15 protein-coding genes and 1 pseudogene are annotated in these 18,778 nt (G+C 70.1%); 12 read left to right on the top strand and 4 right to left on the bottom strand.

Translation table 11 applies throughout. The annotated features are described in order from the left end of the window. Positions 1-663 precede the first annotated feature (663 nt). The 3 genes and pseudogenes from ABEA43_RS10765 to ABEA43_RS10755 form a co-directional block, all read left to right on the top strand. The gene (locus ABEA43_RS10765) at positions 664-1,431 is read left to right on the top strand and encodes a hypothetical protein (RefSeq protein WP_345560731.1); all 768 of its coding nucleotides are present in this window, start codon (positions 664-666) and stop codon (positions 1,429-1,431) included. 652 nt (positions 1,432-2,083) lie between these two features. Further along, positions 2,084-3,130: a sulfite oxidase gene (locus tag ABEA43_RS10760; RefSeq protein ID WP_345560729.1), complete on the top strand. Its 1,047-nt coding sequence runs from the start codon at positions 2,084-2,086 to the stop codon at positions 3,128-3,130. Between the two features lie 110 nt (positions 3,131-3,240). Further along, positions 3,241-3,753, top strand: a pseudogene (locus ABEA43_RS10755) (wax ester/triacylglycerol synthase domain-containing protein); the annotation flags it as partial. Between the two features lie 138 nt (positions 3,754-3,891). Here ABEA43_RS10755 and ABEA43_RS10750 read toward each other — a convergent pair. Next, positions 3,892-4,458, bottom strand: coding sequence for a hypothetical protein (locus ABEA43_RS10750; RefSeq protein WP_345560814.1), 567 nt, complete (start codon positions 4,456-4,458; stop codon positions 3,892-3,894). Between the two features lie 15 nt (positions 4,459-4,473). Between ABEA43_RS10750 and ABEA43_RS10745 the strand changes: the two genes are divergently transcribed. Next, complete coding sequence (locus ABEA43_RS10745) at positions 4,474-5,379, top strand: WS/DGAT domain-containing protein (protein ID WP_345560812.1); 906 nt, start codon at positions 4,474-4,476, stop codon at positions 5,377-5,379. On the opposite strand, the gene ABEA43_RS10740 is transcribed toward ABEA43_RS10745, so the two are convergent. Beyond that, on the bottom strand, positions 5,317-5,862 hold the full coding sequence (locus ABEA43_RS10740; protein ID WP_345560727.1) for a TetR/AcrR family transcriptional regulator: 546 nt from the start codon (positions 5,860-5,862) through the stop codon (positions 5,317-5,319). The two genes, ABEA43_RS10745 and ABEA43_RS10740, sit on opposite strands and share 63 nt — an antisense overlap. A gap of 579 nt (positions 5,863-6,441) precedes the next feature. Here ABEA43_RS10740 and ABEA43_RS10735 point away from each other — a divergent pair. Together ABEA43_RS10735 and ABEA43_RS10730 are read left to right on the top strand one after the other, a co-directional pair. Next, on the top strand, positions 6,442-6,990 hold the full coding sequence (locus tag ABEA43_RS10735; protein ID WP_345560725.1) for a TetR/AcrR family transcriptional regulator: 549 nt from the start codon (positions 6,442-6,444) through the stop codon (positions 6,988-6,990). Continuing rightward, a complete protein-coding gene (locus ABEA43_RS10730; protein WP_345560723.1) occupies positions 6,987-8,495 on the top strand; it encodes an MFS transporter in 1,509 nt (502 codons plus the stop codon). Before ABEA43_RS10735 ends, ABEA43_RS10730 begins: the two co-directional genes overlap by 4 nt. Positions 8,496-8,731: 236 nt before the next feature. Here ABEA43_RS10730 and ABEA43_RS10725 read toward each other — a convergent pair whose 3' ends face one another. Next, positions 8,732-9,691, bottom strand: a complete 960-nt coding sequence (locus ABEA43_RS10725) for an alpha/beta hydrolase (RefSeq protein WP_345560721.1) — start codon at positions 9,689-9,691, stop codon at positions 8,732-8,734. Between the two features lie 35 nt (positions 9,692-9,726). Here ABEA43_RS10725 and ABEA43_RS10720 point away from each other — a divergent pair, with 35 nt between their 5' ends. Beyond that, a complete protein-coding gene (locus tag ABEA43_RS10720) occupies positions 9,727-10,656 on the top strand; it encodes an aldo/keto reductase (protein WP_345560719.1) in 930 nt (309 codons plus the stop codon). A gap of 313 nt (positions 10,657-10,969) precedes the next feature. Here the strand turns inward: ABEA43_RS10720 and ABEA43_RS10715 are convergent, their stop codons facing one another. Further along, on the bottom strand, positions 10,970-11,980 hold the full coding sequence (locus tag ABEA43_RS10715) for a polyprenyl synthetase family protein (protein WP_345560717.1): 1,011 nt from the start codon (positions 11,978-11,980) through the stop codon (positions 10,970-10,972). A 114-nt stretch (positions 11,981-12,094) separates the two neighbouring features. Between ABEA43_RS10715 and ABEA43_RS10710 the strand changes: the two genes are divergently transcribed. From ABEA43_RS10710 to ABEA43_RS10690, 5 genes are all read left to right on the top strand, one after another. Beyond that, positions 12,095-13,453 (top strand): cytochrome P450, encoded by a 1,359-nt coding sequence (locus tag ABEA43_RS10710; protein ID WP_345560715.1) that lies wholly within the window; start codon positions 12,095-12,097, stop codon positions 13,451-13,453. Continuing rightward, positions 13,450-14,298 carry a terpene synthase family protein gene (locus ABEA43_RS10705; RefSeq protein WP_345560714.1) on the top strand — a complete coding sequence of 283 codons (849 nt, stop codon included), beginning with the start codon at positions 13,450-13,452 and terminating at the stop codon, positions 14,296-14,298. Before ABEA43_RS10710 ends, ABEA43_RS10705 begins: the two co-directional genes overlap by 4 nt. Further along, on the top strand, positions 14,295-15,821 hold the full coding sequence (locus ABEA43_RS10700) for a prenyltransferase/squalene oxidase repeat-containing protein (RefSeq protein WP_345560712.1): 1,527 nt from the start codon (positions 14,295-14,297) through the stop codon (positions 15,819-15,821). The genes ABEA43_RS10705 and ABEA43_RS10700 overlap by 4 nt, the downstream gene beginning before the upstream one ends. A gap of 222 nt (positions 15,822-16,043) precedes the next feature. Further along, positions 16,044-18,350, top strand: coding sequence for a sensor histidine kinase (locus ABEA43_RS10695; protein ID WP_345560711.1), 2,307 nt, complete (start codon positions 16,044-16,046; stop codon positions 18,348-18,350). Continuing rightward, positions 18,347-18,766: a roadblock/LC7 domain-containing protein gene (locus ABEA43_RS10690; protein WP_345560710.1), complete on the top strand. Its 420-nt coding sequence runs from the start codon at positions 18,347-18,349 to the stop codon at positions 18,764-18,766. Before ABEA43_RS10695 ends, ABEA43_RS10690 begins: the two co-directional genes overlap by 4 nt. The last annotated feature ends 12 nt before the right edge of the window (positions 18,767-18,778 follow it).

Raw genomic sequence — 18,778 nt, 5'->3', positions numbered from 1 at the left:
GCTCCGTTCGGGCGGGCAGGCGTCGGACGGGCAGCGCTCTGCGGGCCGGCCTGCTGGGCGGCGTGAGCGTTCGTCAAACCCAGGCCGCCGAACGCGAGCGCAACGACGGCGCCGGACCAGAAACAGGCGGCGATCCCCATGAGCAGCCCCCCTTCCAACGAAAAGGTACGTCGGCCAGTCCCTGCTCAGTGCTCGTGGACTTAACACCACAAACCTGGACATTTTGCCCACAATTTAACGCGACACCACCCGCAAACGTTGGCCCGCGCCAACATAGCGACGCGTTCCCCGACCCGAATGCCTTCGTTGACCCCCAACGAGTTCATTCACCTGGGCAAGTTCATTGGACCCGAGCGAGCTCCGAAGCGGCAAAGGGCCACCCAAGGCACCCACGCACCTTGAGCATCTGGGCACCTTGAGCATCTGGACACCTTCGGCATCTGGGCACCTTGAGCACCTGCAGCACTGGCACCTTGGAGGACCCCTGCAGCCCTGCAGCACTGGGCGCCTGGAGCGCCTGGAGCGCCCGGAGCAGGAGACCACAGCGAGGCAGCCCCCACCATCGACCCCAAGGATGACAAACCCTGGGTGGATGTGCCGCCACCAACAATCCGAAAGAGTGTCCCCACCAGCTCGACCACGCACCCAAGGAGCACCCCGGGCATGCACTCCGTCCGAAAGAAGTCACGCACGCCGCGAGCGCGCATCCTCGCGGCCCTGCTGGCGTTCGTCGTGCTCCTCATCGCCGCCACCGCCGGAGCCGCCTTCGCCTACCCCTCCGTAGCCTCGACCACCTGCCCCGGCTGCTACGGCCTGACCGAGACAGAAGAAGGCGTCTACGCGGAAGACAACCTCTCCGACGCCCAGCGATCGCAGGTCCACCAACTGGTCGCCCAGGCACGCCGGCTGATCACCGGCTTCTACGGCACCCAGACGAGCTCCCCAAGCCTCCTCATCTGCCTGACCGAAGCCTGCTACCAGCGCATCGGCGGCAAGAAGGAGCGCGGCATAGCGGTTCTCAACCGAGCGGTGATGTTGTCACCCCGAGGCCTCAACGCTGTGATCGCCTCCCACGAGATGTCCCACGTCGAGCTCCATGCCCGCCTGGCCTCCAGCGCAGCCGTCCCCCAATGGTTCGACGAGGGCCTGGCCGTGGTGGTCTCCGACGACACCCGCTACCTGGCACCCGCACCAGCAGCAGACCGCTGCCTGATCGCCCCGACGGGCCCGCTACCGGTCACCCTGGAGGAGTGGTTGAGCGCCGCAAGCAAGGACGCCAGCACCTACGCCAAGTCCGCCTGCCAGGTGAGCCGCTGGCTACACGCCAACGGCGGCCGTACGGCACTGCTGTCCTTAATCGAGCGCCTCAACGCCGGCGAACAGTTCGACTCGATCGTGAAGCTCCCGGCGAACTACCCAGTTCCCTCCTGACATCCACCCAGCCATACCCTTCCCCCACCCTTCACAGCTCTCCCCACCACACTCCTTCGTGGCTTCCCCACCCCCACCCCTTCGCAGCTCCCCTGCCACGCACCTTCACGGCTTCCCCTGCCACGCCCTTTCGCAGCTCCCCCCACCCCACCCATTGCAGCTCTCCTGCCACATTCCTTCGCAGCTCCCCTGCCGCACTCCTCCGCTGCTCCCCCTACCACACCCCTTCACGACCACTCACAATCCGCCCGTTGCGGCCTTCACGGCGCGGCGCGGCCTGCAACCCCCAGCGAGCTACCCGCTCCTTCCTGACGCCTGCCCAAGCCGACCTCCCCTGCCACACCCTTCACAGAGGCCCCCTGCACACCCCTCACAGCCAACCCCTCCCTTCACAACCGACACCCAACACCCCTCCATCAGCTCAGCCGATCACATAACCCCAGGTCGAGCCCATGTAGCCGACCGGGGATCGACCAGAACGTGGCTCCGCGTGCAGTTCCTCCCGCTGGGGAGCCGGGTAAGGCCTAAGGCGATGGGATGGAACGTTCCTGAACTGTTCGGACACGCTTTGGCAATGAAGGACGCGGGGAGGCAGCCTGAAGAGATTAAATGGTTTCCTGGTAGGAAATAAGGATTGCGGAGGAGGGCATCGATGACGCAGGCCATGGCGACGATCGTGAAGCCGCTGCCCGACCACCTGTTCAGGGTGCACGGCGCGAGCGCGGAGATGCGCTGGGAGACCATGTCGGGGCAGGGGTATCACACCCCGAACGACCGGTTCTTCGTGCGCAATCACACGTTCACCCCGCTCATCGACGTTACGACGTGGCGCCTGCGGGTGCACGGCGCTGGTGTTCGATGTCCGCGCGCGTTCGATTATGAGGAACTGCGGGCCATGCCGTCACGTACGTTCGACGTCGCGATCGAGTGCGCCGGAAACGGGCGGCGGTTCTACGGGACACAGCAGCACGACGGTGCTCCCGGCACGCAGTGGGGGCTGGGTGGCATCGGGGTGGCGCGGTGGCGGGGAGTGCCGCTGAGATACCTGCTGAAGCAGGCGGGCGTGCTGCCGGGCGCCGTGGACGTGCTGCCCACCGGGCTCGACGCGCCGTTCGAGGACTACGGGCACGTACGCCGGCCGATGCCGATCGACAAGGCCATGGACGACGTCCTCGTCGCGTATGAAATGAACGGCACACCGCTCCCTCCCGATCACGGATTTCCGGTACGGCTGGTAGTTCCGGGATGGGTGGGAATCGCCTCGATCAAATGGCTTGGCGACATAGAAGTTTCAACGACAGAGCTCTCCACACCCTGGAACACGGTCTTTTACGCGAACGTCACGACGCAGCCGGTGAAGAGCGCTTTCGAGCTCCCTTGGAATGCCCGCCTGCCCGTCGCCAGACCGCACATCCTGCACGGACGGTCATGGTCCGGGCGGGGCAGGATCGTCCGGGTCGAGGTCAGCTTCGACGGCGGAATGAGCTGGCGCGAGGCAGAACACCACGGTCAACACCTGGTCAGCGCCTGGCTCCCCTGGCACATCGGCTGGGCTCCCCAGCGTACGGGAGCGGGCGTGCTCATGGCGCGCGCGACCGACGAGACCGGCGCCACACAGCCGCTCGTCACGCCGCGGCACCCCTTCGGCTATCACTTCGACGGGGTAGTGCAACACCCCATTCACGTGGTCAACGGATAGGTAATTGTCACCGATCCCGGCTGAGCTGGACAATCACTAAATGCAGGTTCTGCGCACCTGAATTCATCTGAAAGACTCTCGCGGAAACCTTCCAGAAATCCCTTCATGTGATGCTGCCCAGATCACGGGAAAAAGGAGAGCAGATGCGCCAGCTGACCGCGCTCGACGCCCAGTTCCTCAATGTCGAGACGGCGACGACCGCTGCACATGTGGCCGGGCTGGCGATCCTCGACTCGGCGGACGGCTCGGTCACCAGGGATGCGCTGGCGGAGCTCCTGCTCGATCGGCTGCACCTCTCCCCCGCGCTCAGCCTGCGGCTGGCCCACGTGCCGCTCGGGCTGGATCGCCCGTACTGGGCGGCCGACCCCGACTTCGACATTGACCACCATCTGTTCGAGATGGCGCTTCCCAAGCCGGGCAACGATTGGCAATTGGCGGAGGCTGTAGGCGAGATTCACGCCCGCAGGCTCGACCGGTCGCATCCGCTGTGGGAGATGCATCTCATCAACGGGTTGCCCGACGGGAGGGTGGCCGTGTACACGAAGGTGCACCACGCGGCCATCGACGGCGTCTCGGGCGCCGAGACCCTCGCCACGTTGCTTGATCTCAGTCCGGACGGCGGTCGCCGTACCAACACGCAGAACGGCAGTACGAAGGGCGCCACGCACGTTGAGCGCGTCACGTCGGCTGCGCGCGGCGATCGTACGAGAGTCGCGGCGCACAGCAGCCTCTCGAAGACGGTGACGCACGAGGATGGGCCCCTAGAGGCAGCGCGCGGTGAAGCTTCGCTCGGCGGAGTTGCGCGCAGGGGCGCAGGACGTGACGAGGACATGCGTGGCGACGCTGGACGCGGTGGCGGAGGGCGCGGCGACACCGAACCTGGCGAGGGCGTGCGTGAGGCCAGCGGACCTGCTGCCGGCGTTCGCAAGGCCGCCGGACGCGGTGGCGGAGGGCGCAGGGACGGCGAAGCTGGCGAGGGCGTGCATGAGGCCACGCGACATAACGGCGGCCTTCATGGGGACGCCGGACGTGGTGGCAGCGTGCACAAGGACACTGGGCGTGGTGGCCGAGTGCGCGGGGGCACCGGGCGTAACGACGGCGTGGCCGAGGAAGCCGGACACGGTGAGGCTGTGCGCGGCGACACCGGGCATCACGACGGCGTGGCCGAGGAAGCCGGACACGGTGAGGTTGTGCGCGAGGACGCCGGGCGTCGCGACGGCGGGGGCGAGGACGCTGGGCGTGGTGAGGTTGTGCGTGGTGGGGCGGGAGAAGTGGTGCAGGAGGGTGCGCCTGGGTTGATCGGGATGCTGGCCGGGGCGGCTGTTCATACGGCGACTCACCCCGTGCGGGCCGTTCAGTCCGTGGTCAGGGCGGCCGGTGACCTGGACGCCATCCCGCTGGCGGCGGGGCTGCCCGGTGCGAAGCTGATCGCCAAGGCCGCGCGGCTGGTGAGCGGTGATCGGCAGCAACGTCCGGAGCTGCCCAGCCTGAGCGTTCCGCGTACGCCGCTCAACGGCCCCATCAGTGGCCGCCGGCACTTCTCGTTCGGCTCGCTCTCGCTCAAGGACGTCAGGAGCGTCGCCAAGGCCAACGGCATCAGCGTCAACGACGTCGTGATGGCCCTGTGCACCTCGGCCCTGCGTTCGTGGCTGCAGGAGCGGGACGCGCTGCCGGAGACGCCGCTGATCGTCGCCGTCCCCGTGGCGGTCCGTACGGCCGGCGCCAAGGACCTGGTCGGCAACCAGATCTCCGCCATGGTGGCGCCCATGCCCACCAACGTTCCCGACCCCAGGGAACGTCTGGCCGCCGTCGGCGCGACCATGGGCAAGGCCAAGCGGCGTTTCGCGGTCGCCCCGGCCACCTGGCTGAACGAGCTGTGCTCGTTGCTGCCCGCCCCCGTCACCAGCCTGGCCACGCCGGCGATCTTCCGGCTGGCGGCGCTGGCGTTCCCGCCGGTCAATCTGATCATCAGCAACGTTCCCGGTCCGCAGTTCCCGCTGTATCTGTGCGGCGGGAGGGTGCTGTCGTACTACCCGCTGTCCGTCCTGACCGACGTGAGCGGCGGCCTGAACATCACCTGCTTCTCCTACGACGGCATGATCGACTTCGGCATCGTGGCCTGTCCTGAACGCGTGGACGACGTGTGGAGGTTGATCACCCATCTGCGTACGGCGCTCGATGAGCTGCTAGACGAGCGAGTGGGCGATGAGTTCCGCGACGGCGTCGGGGTCGATCTGGTGGCCGGTTAGCTGGCAGAGGTTCTCCTGGTAGAGCAGGACTGCGGCGAACGTGGCCGCCGCCACTTCCAGCCTGGCGGCGTCCCCGCGCGCGCCGGGCAGGGCCAGCTCCAGCGCGAACCTGGAGCGCCTGATCAGCTCACCGTTCAGTCGGCCGAGGCGTTCCTTGACCGAGCCGTGTGTGTCGGCCTCCCGGAACAGGATGCGCCGCATCGCCGGTGAGGCTCTCAGGGGCAGCCCGCGTGCCAGTTTGGACAGCGTGCCCGCCGGGTCGCCGGGCACCGCTTCGACGTCGTGCCCCTCTTCGACCAGCGTGCGCTCGTCGACGAGGGCGACCAGGACGTCGATCTTGCGCGGGAAATAGTGGAAGATCAGCCCTTTGGGGACCATCGCTAGCCTGGCGATGACGGCGGTCGGGGTGGCTTCGTAGCCGCCGCCCGCGAAGAGTTCTTCGGCCGCATCCAGGATGCGCGTGCGCGCGTCACCGATCACCACGCTCGCACCATAGCGCCACCTGCGACTTCGCCACCATGCCGCAAAAGCGAGACCCCTGTGTTGTTGTCCCGCCTGGCCGTCGGGCCCCTGTTGTTCCGCCTGGCCGCCGCTCCCCACTGTCCGGCCCGGCCGCCGCTCCCCGTTGTCGCGCTTGGCGTCGGTCCCTGTTGTCCCGTCTGGCGTCGGTCCCTGTTGTCCCGTCTGGCGTCGGTCCCTGTTGTCCGGCGTCACTGTGGCCGCCGTCGTTCCGACTGTTCGGTGCCCCCGTGCCCGCCGTCATTCCGCGAGCGTCGGGGGTGGGCGTTCGCGGGTGGCCACCCGGGTTGAGCACCCGGGTTGGGCACCCGGGTTGGGCGCTCGGGTTGGGCGCTCGGGGGTGGGCGTTTGGGGAGGCGGTGTGCTGGGTGCTCGGCGGTGCTTCGTGCGCGCTCGGTGCCTGGTCGCGAGCGTTCCGCTGTTCGTTCTGGAGGCCGGTAGGGCTGGCGAATGGTTCGCCTGTGAGGCAATGGTGTAGCTTATGAGACATATTTGTCTCATATGACACGGAGATGTGTAATGGTGATGAGCCGGGAGCAGATCATGACCGCGGCGATCCAGCACCTCAACAAGGATCCGATCGCCTCCATGGCTCAGCTCGCCGAAGCGGTGGGGATCAGCAGGGCCACGCTCCACCGGCAGTTCAGCAGCCGGGAGGAGCTGATGCTGGCCCTGGGGCTCCGGGCGCTTGAGCAGTGGCAACGGGTCCAGGAGGCCGCCGGCATCGCCGAGGCGACCGGCTCGGCGGACCCGCAGGTGCTCGACAAGGCCATGACCGCCTTACTGACCGGCCTCATCGACGTCGCCGACGAATACGGGTTCGGGCTGACCGACTACGCCATGGCCGTCCATCCGGAGCTGCTCCGGCGTTCCGACGAGCTGGAGGAGAGCGAGATCGCGTTCTATGCCGCCGCCCAGCGAGCGGGCCTGCTGCGCGGCGATCTGCCCGCGCGCTGGGTGAGCAACACCGTGTACGGCCTGCTCGTGGCCGTACGAGAGAGCCTGCGGCGCGGGGACGTCGCCCGCCGGGACGTGCCCCGGCTGCTCCTCGGCACCTTCCTGCACGGCACCGCATCTCGGGGGAACGCATGATGACCACGACTTCGCCGGTCACGTCGAGGAGACGCTGGGCGGGCCTGGCCGTGCTGTCGGCCAGCGTGCTGCTCGTGGTCATGGACATGACCGTGCTCAACGTCGCGCTGCCCGCCATCTCCGAGGACCTGCGGCCGGGCTCGATCGAGCTGCTGTGGATGGTGGACGCGTACGCGCTGGTGCTGTCCGGGCTGCTGGTCACGGTGAGCGCGCTGGGCGACCGGTGGGGGCGCAAGCGGATGCTGCTGACCGGGTTCGCGGTGTTCGGGCTGGCCTCGATGGCGGTGCTGCTGGCCGACAGCGCGATCGAGGTGATCGCCGTACGGGCGCTGCTCGGGGTGGGCGGTGCGATGATCATGCCGTCGACGTTGTCCATGATCAGGAACCTGTTCACCGACCCCGCCGAACGCGCGCGGGCGCTGGGCGTCTGGGCCGCCATGGCCGCGGTCGGGGCGGCGCTGGGGCCGATCCTGGCCGGGCTCCTGCTGGAGCATTTCAGCTGGCATTCGGCGTTCCTGGTGAACGTGCCCGTCATGGTGGTGGCGATCGCCGCCGGGCTGTTCCTGCTGCCGGAGTCCAGGAACCCGCGGCCCGGCCGGTGGGACGCGCTGGCCACCGTGCTGTCGATGACGGGGATGGTGGCGCTGGTGTTCGCAGTGAAGACGTTCGGCAAGTACGGCCTGGCGCCCACCGCCCTGATCGCGACCGTGCTCGCGGCGGTGACGCTGGGCTGGTTCGTGGTGCGGTGCCTGCGCAGGCCGGATCCGCTGCTGGAGATCGGGCTGTTCCGCAACGGGCCGTTCTCCGCCGGGGTGGTGACGGCGCTGACCACGTCGATCGCGATGGCCGCGGTGTTGCTGCTGCTCGCGCAGTGGATGCAGCTCGTGCAGGGATACTCGCCGCTGGAGACCGGCATCCGGCTGCTGCCCGCCGCGCTGGCCGCGATCGTCGCCTCGCCGCTGGCTCCCGCGCTCGCCGCGAAGATCGGCGCCCGTACGGTGCTGGCGGGCGGGCTGGCGGTGACCGGGCTGGGGTTCCTGCTGCTCTTCCTGGCGCCGAGCCCGCTGGGTTACTGGCCGGTCGCGGGTGCGCTGACGCTCATCGGCATCGGGAACGGCGCTTTGGCGATCGCCTCAGCAGTGATCATGTCGGGTACGCCGGCCGAGAAGGCGGGCAGCGCGGCGGCCATCGAGGAGACCAGCTACGAGGTGGGCGGGGCGCTCGGCGTGGCCGTCCTGGGCAGTCTCGCCGCCGCCGTCTACCGTGACCAGCTGGACTACGAGGGGCCGCAGGCCGGCGTCGTACGCGAGTCGCTGGGCGGCGCGCTGGACGCGGCCAGGGAGCTGGGGTCTGCGGGCGGGCAGGTGATCGAGCAGGCCAGGACGGCGTTCACCGACTCGCTGATTCTGACCAGCGGGGCGGGGGCTTTGCTGATGCTGGCCGGCACGGTGGCGGTGTGGCTGCTCATGCCACGCGGCCTCGACCTGTCCACGGCCGAGCATTGAGGCGGTTGGCCCCTCGGGTCGTGGATTTCGGTGGTGGTCGGGGTTCGACGGTGGTGGTGAGGCAAACGTCGGGCCCCGGCCTCGGTGGCGGGGTCTCGGTGGCGGGTGTGGGGGGCTCGGTGATGGTGCAGGCGGTGCGATGGTGGCGGTGTCGGGGGCTCGGTGATGGTGCAGGCGGTGCGATGGTGGCGGTGTCGGGGGCTCGGTGATGGCGCAGGCGGTGCGATGGTGGTGGGTCAGTGGGCGTTGATGGCGTTCATGAGCGTCGGGTAGGCGCGGTGCAGCTCCCGCTGCCAGTACGTGTGGTTGTGGCCGCCGCGGTAGAAGTGGGTGCGTACCGGGATGTCCAGCTCGTCCAGCCGGGCCGTGAACGATCGCGCCGCCCGGTTCGCCAAGTCCTCCACCAGGTCGCCCTCGCCCGCGGCCACGTACAGCTCGACGCCCTTGAGCCGGTCCGCCTGGTCATAGGGGTTGTGCGCTCGCCAGACGGTGCGCTGCGCCTCCGGGTCGCCCCAGATGCGCTTCCAGTCGGTGCCGAAGCAGCCGATCGCGGTGCCGGCCATCACGGCCTGCGGAACGCCGGGGCCGAGGATGTGCACCGCCCCGCTGAACGAGGCGGCGGCCTTGAAGTAGCCCTTGGCCGCGTACAGCATCGCGCCCTGACCGCCCATCGAATAGCCGGCCACGGCGCGCGCCCCGCCTGCGCGGTAGCGGGCCTCCAGCAGCGGCAACAGCTCCGTGAGGTGGTAGGTCTCCCAGCGCGGTGGGCCGCCGTCGCCGCCGTTCCACCAGTCGGAGTAGCTGCCGCACTTGCCGCCGTCCGGCATGACGACCAGTACGCCGGTGTCGCGGGTGAGCGCGTCGACGTCGGTCTTGGCGGTCCACGAGGTCTGGTCGTCCAGCCCGCCGTGCAGCAGCCACAGCACGGGCCAGTCCGTACGCGACTCCCAGCCGCGCGGCAGCAGCAGGCGCACCTTCGTGGTGGCGGCGAGTGCGGGCGATCTGATCGTCAGCTCCATCCGGCGTTCGTCGAGCCGGTTCTCCTCGACCACCTCCGCCGGGGTCGCGGTCTCGGTGGTACGGCGTTCCGGCGCGGCCCGCTCGTCCCTGCCGGCCAGCAGCATGGACAGGACGAGCAGGAACAGGCCACCGGCGACGACGGCACCGACCAGGCATCCACGTAATCGGGGGCGCATCGAGCCTCCTTGTTGGATGCGCGGATAATAGCGGGATGAGATCAATAGGCACCACGGCTCTGACCGTTTTCCCGATATCGCTCGGCACCAACGTCTTCGGCTGGACGGCGGACAAGGAGACGTCGTTCGCGGTCCTCGACGCGTACGTGGAGGGCGGCGGCAACTTCCTCGACACGGCCGACGTGTACCCGTACTGGGCGACCGGTGAGTCCACGTCGGAGTCGATCATCGGTGAGTGGATGGCCGATCGCAAAAACCGCGACTCGCTGGTGCTCGCGACCAAGGTCGGCATGCTGGAAGGGCTGCAGGGCCTGTCGCCCGCGACCATCCGCACGGCGGTCGAGGACTCGTTGCGGCGGCTCCGTACCGACTACATCGACCTCTACTGGGCGCACGTGGACGATCACGACACGCCGCTGGTGGAGTCGCTCGCGGCGTTCGACACGCTGGTGCGCGAGGGCAAGGTCCGCCATGTCGGGGCGTCCAACTACGGCGCGGGACGGCTGGCGGAGGCGCTCAAGGTCTCCGACGACGAGGGGCTGGTCAGGTATGTGGCGCTGCAGCAGCCGTACAACCTGGTCGAGCGCGGGTACGAGGGTGCGCTGCGCGATGTGGTGGCCACGGAGGGGCTGTCCAGCACGCCGTACTTCGGGCTCGCGCGCGGGTTCCTGACCGGCAAGTACGCCCCGGGCGTGACCGTGGACAGCCCCAGGGCGGGCAAGGCCGCCGAGTACCTGGACACCGAGTACGGGCGCAGGACGCTGGAGGCGCTGGCCAAGGTGGCGAACGAGCTCGAGGTCGCGCCGGCGTCCGTGGCGCTGGCCTGGGTCGCAGCCCAGCCGACGATCACCGCGCCGATCGCCAGTGCACGAAACGTCGAGCAGCTCCAGCCGCTCATGACGGCCGCGGCGCTGACGCTGAGCACCGAGGAGCTGGCGCTCCTGGACGAGGCCTCCCGCCCCTGACACCCGCAGGCAGCGGCTCGCAGGCGCAGGCTTTCACGCAACCGCCCGCAGGCGCGGGGTCCCGGGCTACCCGCAGGTCCGGGACGCCCGCAGGTCCCGACCCGCTATGCGCCGCAGGGCCCGGTGCGCGCTGCCAAGCCCGCTATGCGCTGCCGGAAATGTCCGCTTGGGCGGATTTCCAGCGGCACTCCTGGGGCGTCCGGGCCCCCGAGCCTCGGGGCGTCTGGACGGCTGAGCGACTGGGCGACTGCGGCGGCTGCGGCGGCTGGGTGGCTGCGGCGGCTGAGCGACTGCGGCGACTGGGTGGCGGGCGTTAGTGGGCGCGGTTTACGAGGGAGGCGCACAGCGCGCGTAGCTCCGTGGCGTCCGGCAGGCATTCGTCCATGACGCCCAAGGCCGACGACAGGTGCCGCTCCGCCTGCGCCTGGGCCTCGGCGCGGCCCCCCGCCTCCGCCGTCAGGCGGGCCGCCCGCCGTACCGAATCGTCGTCGTTCGCCCCCGACGCGAGGATGGCGGCCAGGTCGCGGGCGGCGGGGCCGCCCGCGGCGAGGGCCGCGAGCACGGGGAACGTCTTCTTGTCGCGCCGCAGATCGTTGTGCACCGGTTTGCCGGTGATGACAGGGTCGCCCCAGATGCCGAGCATGTCGTCCACGATCTGGAAGGCCACGCCGAGATCGCGTCCCATGGCCCACATGCGGTCCGCGAGCTCGGGCGCCCCGCCGAGTGCGACGCCCGCCGCCGCGGCGGCGCCCAGCAGGCCGCCGGTCTTGCCCGCGGCCATCTCGGTGTACTCGTCGACCGTGACCTGGGCGGGGCCGGTCCACGGGCGGTTCTCGAAGGCCATGTCCGCGGTCTGCCCCTGGACCAGCTCGATCAGCGCCGCCGACAGGTATTTCATCGCCTCCGGCCGCTCGGCGAGCCGGCTGACGGCCAGGGCCAGGAGCGCGTCGCCGGCCAGGAGCGCGGGCCCCACGCCGTACGCCTTCCAGAGCGCCTCGCGATGCCTGCGCAGCTCGTCGTTGTCGATGATGTCGTCGTGCGCCAGCGAGAACGCGTGCACCAGCTCCACCGCCACCGCGCCGGGCACCGCCGCCTCCGCCGGCCCGCCGACCGCCTCGGCGCTGAGCACGGCGATGGCGGGCCGCACGCTCTTGCCGCCGTCGCCCCTGTCCGGCCTGCCGTCCACATCCGACCAGCCCAGAGCGAACGCCGCCATCTTGGCGCCCCACGGATGCAGCACGGAGACCGCCTCACGAAGAGCCGGCTCGACCAGAGTCCGGCAGCGGACGATGGCGCCGCCGCCCGATGCATGGCTGAGATTCAACACCACTCCTACCCCGCTACGATCTTGAATCTACATGCATAAGCATGTGATACTCCACTCACCGGTTGACATTTGTCAGGGAATGTCCGTCATCTGAGACGGACACGGTCCGCGATGGAGGAATCACCCGTGGCGATCGCCGCCGCCCCCACCCGAACACTTCCATTCCTCCGCAAGCTCACGAGACACGCGCGCATCCCCGTCAACGCGTTCGAGGAGGCAGGGACGCAGGCCGATGGGGACCTCGTCCGCCTCACCATGGGACCGTTCCGCCCGTACCTGGTTACCCACCCTGACCACGTCCAGCACGTCCTGGCCAGGAACCAGCCGAACTACGTCCGCGAAGGCATGTTCTGGGACCCGCTCGCCCCGCTGCTGGGCGAGGGAATCCTGTCCGACGGCGAGACCTGGTCGGAGAGCCGGCGGATCCTGCAGCCCCTGTTCACGGCCAAGTACGTCAACTCGCTGGCCGAGCGCATGGCGGAGATCATCACCGAGCTGATCGACGAGACCGTGGTCCCGGGACGGCCGTTCGACGTGGCCAAGGGCATCTCGGCGATCGTGCACCCGACGATCGTGCGCCTGTTCTTCGGGGCGAAGATCTCGGTGGCCGACATCAACCGGCTGGTGCCCGCCTACGACGTGGCCGTCACCGCCAAGGCCATCCGGCTGCTGATGCCGTTCGTGCCCGAGCTGGTCCCGCTGCCCGGCGACCAGGCGTTCAAGAAGGCGATCAAGGCCATCGACGAGGTGGTCTACCCGCGTATCAGGCAGGCCAGGGCCGAGGCGCAGGAGGGCGACGACGTCGTCTCGCGGCTGTGCAAGGCACGCCAGGACGAGACCGGGGCCGAGGGCGACCGGCGGATCAGGGACGACCTGGTCGCCATGCACGGCGCCTCCACCGAGACCTCGGCGACGGCGCTGACCTGGGCCTGGCCGGTGCTCCAGGCGTACCCGGAGATCGCCGCCAAGCTCTACGCGGAGGTGGACCGGGTGGTCGGCGACGACCCGGTCAGCACGTCGCATCTGCCGGACCTGGTCTACCTGCGGATGTTCGTCAGCGAGCTGCTGCGGCTCTACCCGCCGGGCTGGATCCTGCCGCGCAAGGCCCTTGAGACCGACGTCGTCGGCGGGGTCACGATCGAGGCGGGCTCCACGGTGATGCTGAGCCCGTACCTGACGCACCGGATGAGCGCGTTCTGGGACCGGCCGCTGGAGTTCGACCCCGAGCGGTGGAACCCCGCGAACGAGGCCAAGCGGCACCGGTACGCGTACTGGCCGTTCGGCGCGGGCCCGCACGTGTGCCTGGGGCAGCACCTGTTCATGATGGAGGCGCCGCTGCTGATCGCGGGGATCCTGCGGAAATACCGGCCCATGGTCCACCATGACGGACCGGTGTCGCCGCGCCTGGCCTCCTCGCTGCGGCCCGCCGCGGGCCTGTCGATGACCCTCGTCCCGGTGGGACGGCAGTGATCGCATCGTTCACGGCCGGGCGGACGTGCGCCCTGGCCGTCGCGGGCGGGCGCGACCTCGCCCGCACCGCGGCCCGATACGACGGGCTGTTCCCGGAGAGGTCGTTCGACGGAGGGCTCTACCACTCGCTGGCCCTCGCCGGCGCGTTCGGCTCCCCTTGGGCCTCGCCCGCTGAGCTGCGCGCGGTCAACCGGGCGTCGCTGCTGGTGTTCGCCGTCGACCGGCTGATCGACGAGGAGGCGACCGCTCGGGAGCAGGTCGTCTCCCTCGTCGGCGAATGCCTGGACGCGGCGGCCGGCGGCGCGCCCGCCTCCCCCGTCGCCGCCTTCGTGGCCGGCCTGCGGGCCGAGCTGGCCGCGCCGGCCGAGCTGGAGGCGGCCTGGCGGGACCAGCTCGAACGCATGCTCCGGGCCATGGCCCGCGAATGGGACTGGAGCCGGGCGGAGCGTCCGCCGGCCCCGGAGGAGCACCTGGCCGGGGCCGACAGTTGCGGCGCGCTCTTCATCGGCGTCTCGCACTGGATCCACACCGGCCAGGCCCGCACTCGCGGCGACCTGGACCGGCTGCGGCCCGCGGGCGACGCGGTGCAGCGCTATCTGCGGCTGCTCAACGACCTGGCCACCCGGCACAGGGAGGCGCGCTTCCAGGACGTCAACGCGTTCACGCTGGGGATGAGCCCCGGCGAGGTGAACGAGCGACTGGCCGAGCTGGCGCGGGAGGCCACCGCGCTGATCGAGCCCCTACGGGACGCGTATCCGCGCGCGGCCGAGTATCTGGCCTGGCAGATCCACTACAGTGCCGGCTTCTACGGGCTGTCCGACTTCTGGGCTCCGGAGGGCTCGTGAACGACATCGCGCTCCGGGCCGACGAACTGGTCGCCGAGCTGATGGCCAAGCCGTGGGGCCAGGTGTCCCTGTCGGTCTATGAGACGGGGCGGCTGGTCACGATCGCGCCCTGGCTGGTGGGGCAGCGTGAGCGGGTGGCGTACCTGCTGCGTGAGCAGCGCGAGGACGGCTCCTGGGGCGCGCCCGACGGCTACGGGCTCGTGCCCAGCCTGAGCGCCACCGAGGCGCTGCTGACCGCGGCGGACCGCGGCGACGGCGACCCCGTCGTCCTCATGCCGGCCGCCCGCGCCGGGCTGGCGTCCCTGCGCCGGGTGCTGGAGGATGCGCCCGAGCTGCCCGACACGCCGGCGATCGAGCTGATCGTGCCGCACCTCGTCTCCCTCATCAACGAGCACGGCCACGCCGAGCCGCTGCCGCTTCCGGCCGGCATGGACACCGGGCGCCTGGGGAAGATCCGGCTGCTGCTGGAGTCCGGTGGCGAGCCGCCGCCGAAGGTGCTGCACGTCCTGGAGGTGGCGGGCGCCGCCGCGGCCGGGCGTGGCGCCGTGCGGCCCACGCCCATCGGCACGGTCGGGGCCTCGCCCGCGGCGACCGCCGCCTGGCTGGACACCCTCTCGCCGCCCGACTCCGCCGACTCGGCCAGGCGCCATCTGGAGGCGGTGGCCAAGCGCTACGGCGGGCCGGTCCCCGTCGGGCTGCCCATCACCGTGTTCGAACGCGGCTGGGTGCTGAGCTGGCTGGTCAGGGCGGGCGTGCCGGTGGAGGTGCCGCCGGAGATGATCGCCGACCTCAGGGCCGCGATCGGCCCGGACGGCACTCCCGCGGGGGCCGGGCTGCCGCCGGACGCGGACACCACCAGCGTCGCCCTCTACGCCCTGGCCCTGGTGGGCATGCCGTGCGAGCCGGAGTCGCTGCGGACGTTCGACACGGGGGCGCACTTCTGCACGTGGCAGGGCGAGGACGGCTTCTCCGTCAGCGTGAACGCCCATGTGCTGGACGCCCTCGGCCAGTACGCACGGGCCCGGCCCGGGGCCGCGGGTGCGTACGAGCCGGTGATGACCCGGGTGGCCCGCTGGCTGGGCTCGCGGCAGCGGGCCGACGGGAGCTGGCACGACAGGTGGCACGCCTCGCCGTACTACGCGACGCTGGCCTGCGTGCTGGCGCTCGGCGAGTTCGGCGGCCCCGCGTACGCGGACGCGGTCCGCGCGGCGCGGGACTGGGTGCTGGCCACCCAGCGGGAGGACGGATCCTGGGGCCGGTGGACCGGGATGCCGGAGGAGACCGCGTACGCCATGCAGGCCCTGCTGTTGTCCGGGCCCGCGCCGGACGAGCGGTGCGAACGGGCCGCCGTACGCGGATACGACTTCCTCACGCGTGCCGATGAGTTATCGGATTATCCACCATTGTGGCATGACAAGGACCTTTACACGCCCACGGCAATTGTCCGCGCGGCGGTGCTTGCTGCCCGGTATGTGACAAGGATGCACACTGAAGGGAATTTTAGACGAAAAAATGGGACATAGTGCCTCAATAAGGCTCTTTCGTGTTGAGGCAGTAATGTGCCGTTGCTAGGGTGATCCGAGTGTCAGATTCCTGGGATGCCCATTTCTTCCTCTTGACATGGCACGCTGACCGCGCTGCTTTCTCTCTTGGTGGGCTTGATGCGCTTCCGTAACGCCAGTGTCCGGTCAAAGGTCACGGCACTCATTGTCTCACTCGCCTGTTTGTGGGCGTTCGCCGCCTGGGTGACGCTGCGAGAGGGTGTGAACCTGCTGTGGGCCGCCACGGTCAACAGCGGTGTGATCGACCCGAGTGAGCCCCTGCTGGTCGAGCTGCAGCGGGAGCGCCGCATGACCGTCGCCCATCTGGGCGCGGGCACGCGTGAGCCCGACAGGCTGCTGCGGGACCAGCGCGCCAAGACCGACCGCCTGGTCTCCGACTTCCGGAGCGCCGCCTCGGGCGCCGTGGTCGAGTTCGCCATGGACGAGTCGCTCAGCCGGCGGCTGGTGGAGGTCAAGACCCAGCTCGACTCGCTGGCGACGGCCAGGAAGTCGATCGACTCGGGGAAGACCGGCCTCACGCAGGCCGCGACGCAGTACAACACCGTCGTCGACGCCTTCTACCGCATGTATGACTCCGTGGCGGAGTTCGACGACAAGGAGACCGCCAAGGACGGCCGGACGCTGTCCGAGATGCACCGCTCCCGGGAGATCTTCGCCCGCGAGGACGCGCTCATGGCCGGCGTCTTCGCCAAGGGCGGATTCACCGAGACCGAGCACGCCGAGTTCGTCAAGACGACCGGCGTCTTCCGCTACTCGCTGGGCGAGGCGCTGCAGAAGCTGCCCGCCGAGGACAGGACGGCCTTCGACGCCTGGCTGAAGACCGCGCCCGTCGTCCGGGTGCAGGCCATGGAGTCGCAGCTCATCCGGCACGACGCCGCGATGGAGCCGCTGCCCGTGAGCGGCGAGGACTGGCGCAGGTCCGCCGAGGCCACGCTGACCAGCATGCAGACGGTGACGCTGGCCGGCGGTGACCGGCTGCTCGAGCGGATCACGCCCGTCGCGATCGGCGTCATCGTCCGGCTGCTCCTCGCCGGCGGTCTGGGCCTGTTCGCCGTCATCGCCTCGATCGTGCTGTCGATCACCACGACCAGGCAGCTGCTCGCCCAGCTCAAGAAGCTGCGCGACGCCGCGCACGAGCTGTCGGACGACAGGCTGCCCGGCGTGGTCGAGCGCATCGGCCGCGGCGAGGAGGTGGACCTGGCCAAGGAGGTCCCCGCGCTGGACTTCGGCGACGACGAGATCGGCCAGGTGGGCCAGGCGTTCAACACCGTCCAGCGCACCGCGATCGGCGTCGCCGCCGAGCAGGCGGAGCTGCGCCGCAGCATCCGCGACATCCTGCTCAGCCTGGCCCGCAGGACGCAGGGCCTGGTCCACAGGCAGCTGACCGTGCTCGACGTGATGGAGCGCCGCGAGGCCGACCCCGAGGAGCTGAAGGAGCTCTTCCGGCTCGACCACCTGGCCATCCGCATGCGCCGCAACGCCGAGAACCTCATCGTGCTCTCCGGCTCCGCCCCCGCCCGTACGTGGCGCCGCTCGGTCCCCATGGTGGACGTGGTCCGCGGCGCGCTGGCCGAGGTCGAGGACTACACCCGCGTCACGCTCATGCCGATGGGCGACGTCGTGCTGCTCGGCCGGGCCGTCGGTGACGTCATCCACCTGCTGGCCGAGCTGATCGAGAACGCCGTGTCGTTCTCGCCCCCTTACACGAACGTGCAGGTCAGCGGCCAGCTCGTGGCCAACGGGTACGTGATCGAGATCGAGGACCGCGGCCTCGGCATGAAGCCCGATGACCTGAACAGCGCGAACGAGCGCATCTCGGACCCGCCCGAGTTCCGCATCACCGGCACCGCCCGCCTGGGCCTCTACGTGGTCAGCCAGCTCGCCAAGCGCCACGACATCCAGGTCGTGCTCAAGGCCTCCCCCTACGGCGGGACGACCGTCGTGGTGCTGCTGCCGCAGGAGCTCGTCCAGCTCGACCCGACGCCCGAGCCGCGCGAAGGCGACAAGCGTGACCGGCTGCCGCGCAGGCAGGCGGGCGTCGCCACGGCGGCGCGGCCGGTCGCGGCGGAGAACGTGCGCACGCTCAAGCCCGCGCGCCACGCCTCCGGCTCCTCCCCCGTCCCGGACGCCCGGCCCTCCTCCGGGCCCGTGCCCGCCGCGCGCCGCCCCACGTCCCCAGCGTCAGCCCCCGCACCAGCACCAGCACCGATGCCCGAGCCGGAGAAAGAAGCAGAAACACCGCCGGCGGAACCGGAGCAGCAGCCTGTGGCCGCGTTCACGCCGTCAGGACTACCGCTCCGAGTGCCCCAGGCCAACCTGGCGCCAGCGCTGCGTGACGACATGCCCACGCAGCCCGATCTCGAGGAGGACGATGACGAGCGCTCGCCGGAGGAGATCCGCGCGATGATGGGATCTCTGCAGTCAGGCACCCGTCTTGGCCGGTCGCAGGCCGCCAAGATGCTGGACGAGCAGCAGGGAGGCGAGGCATGAGCCCCTCCTCTGGCACCGACCTCAACTGGCTGCTCGACGACCTCGTCGGCCGCGTCAGGGAGGCCGATCACGCCATCGTGCTGTCCTCCGACGGACTGCTGATGGCCTCGTCCGCCGGCTTGCAGCGGACCGACGGCGAGCACTTGTCCGCCGTCGCGTCCGGGCTGCAGAGCCTGGCCAAGGGCGTCTCCGACCACATCTCCGGCGGCCCGGTGCGGCAGACGGTCGTGGAGTGGAAGACCCAGTTCCTCATCGTGACCACGGCGGGCGAGCGCGCCTGCCTGGCCGTGCTGTGCGCGCAGAACGCCGACATCGGGCTGATCGCGTACGAGATGGCGATGATGGTCGCCCGGGTGGGCCAGTACCTCACCTCGGGCGCCCGCAGCACCGCCGAGGCCGCGAGGAGCGAACGGTGAGAGGGGCGGATG

The sequence above is a fragment of the Nonomuraea rosea genome (genome assembly GCF_039539705.1).
In the GTDB taxonomy this organism is placed as follows: domain Bacteria; phylum Actinomycetota; class Actinomycetes; order Streptosporangiales; family Streptosporangiaceae; genus Nonomuraea; species Nonomuraea rosea.
This window is presented reverse-complemented; position numbering and strand designations above follow the sequence as displayed.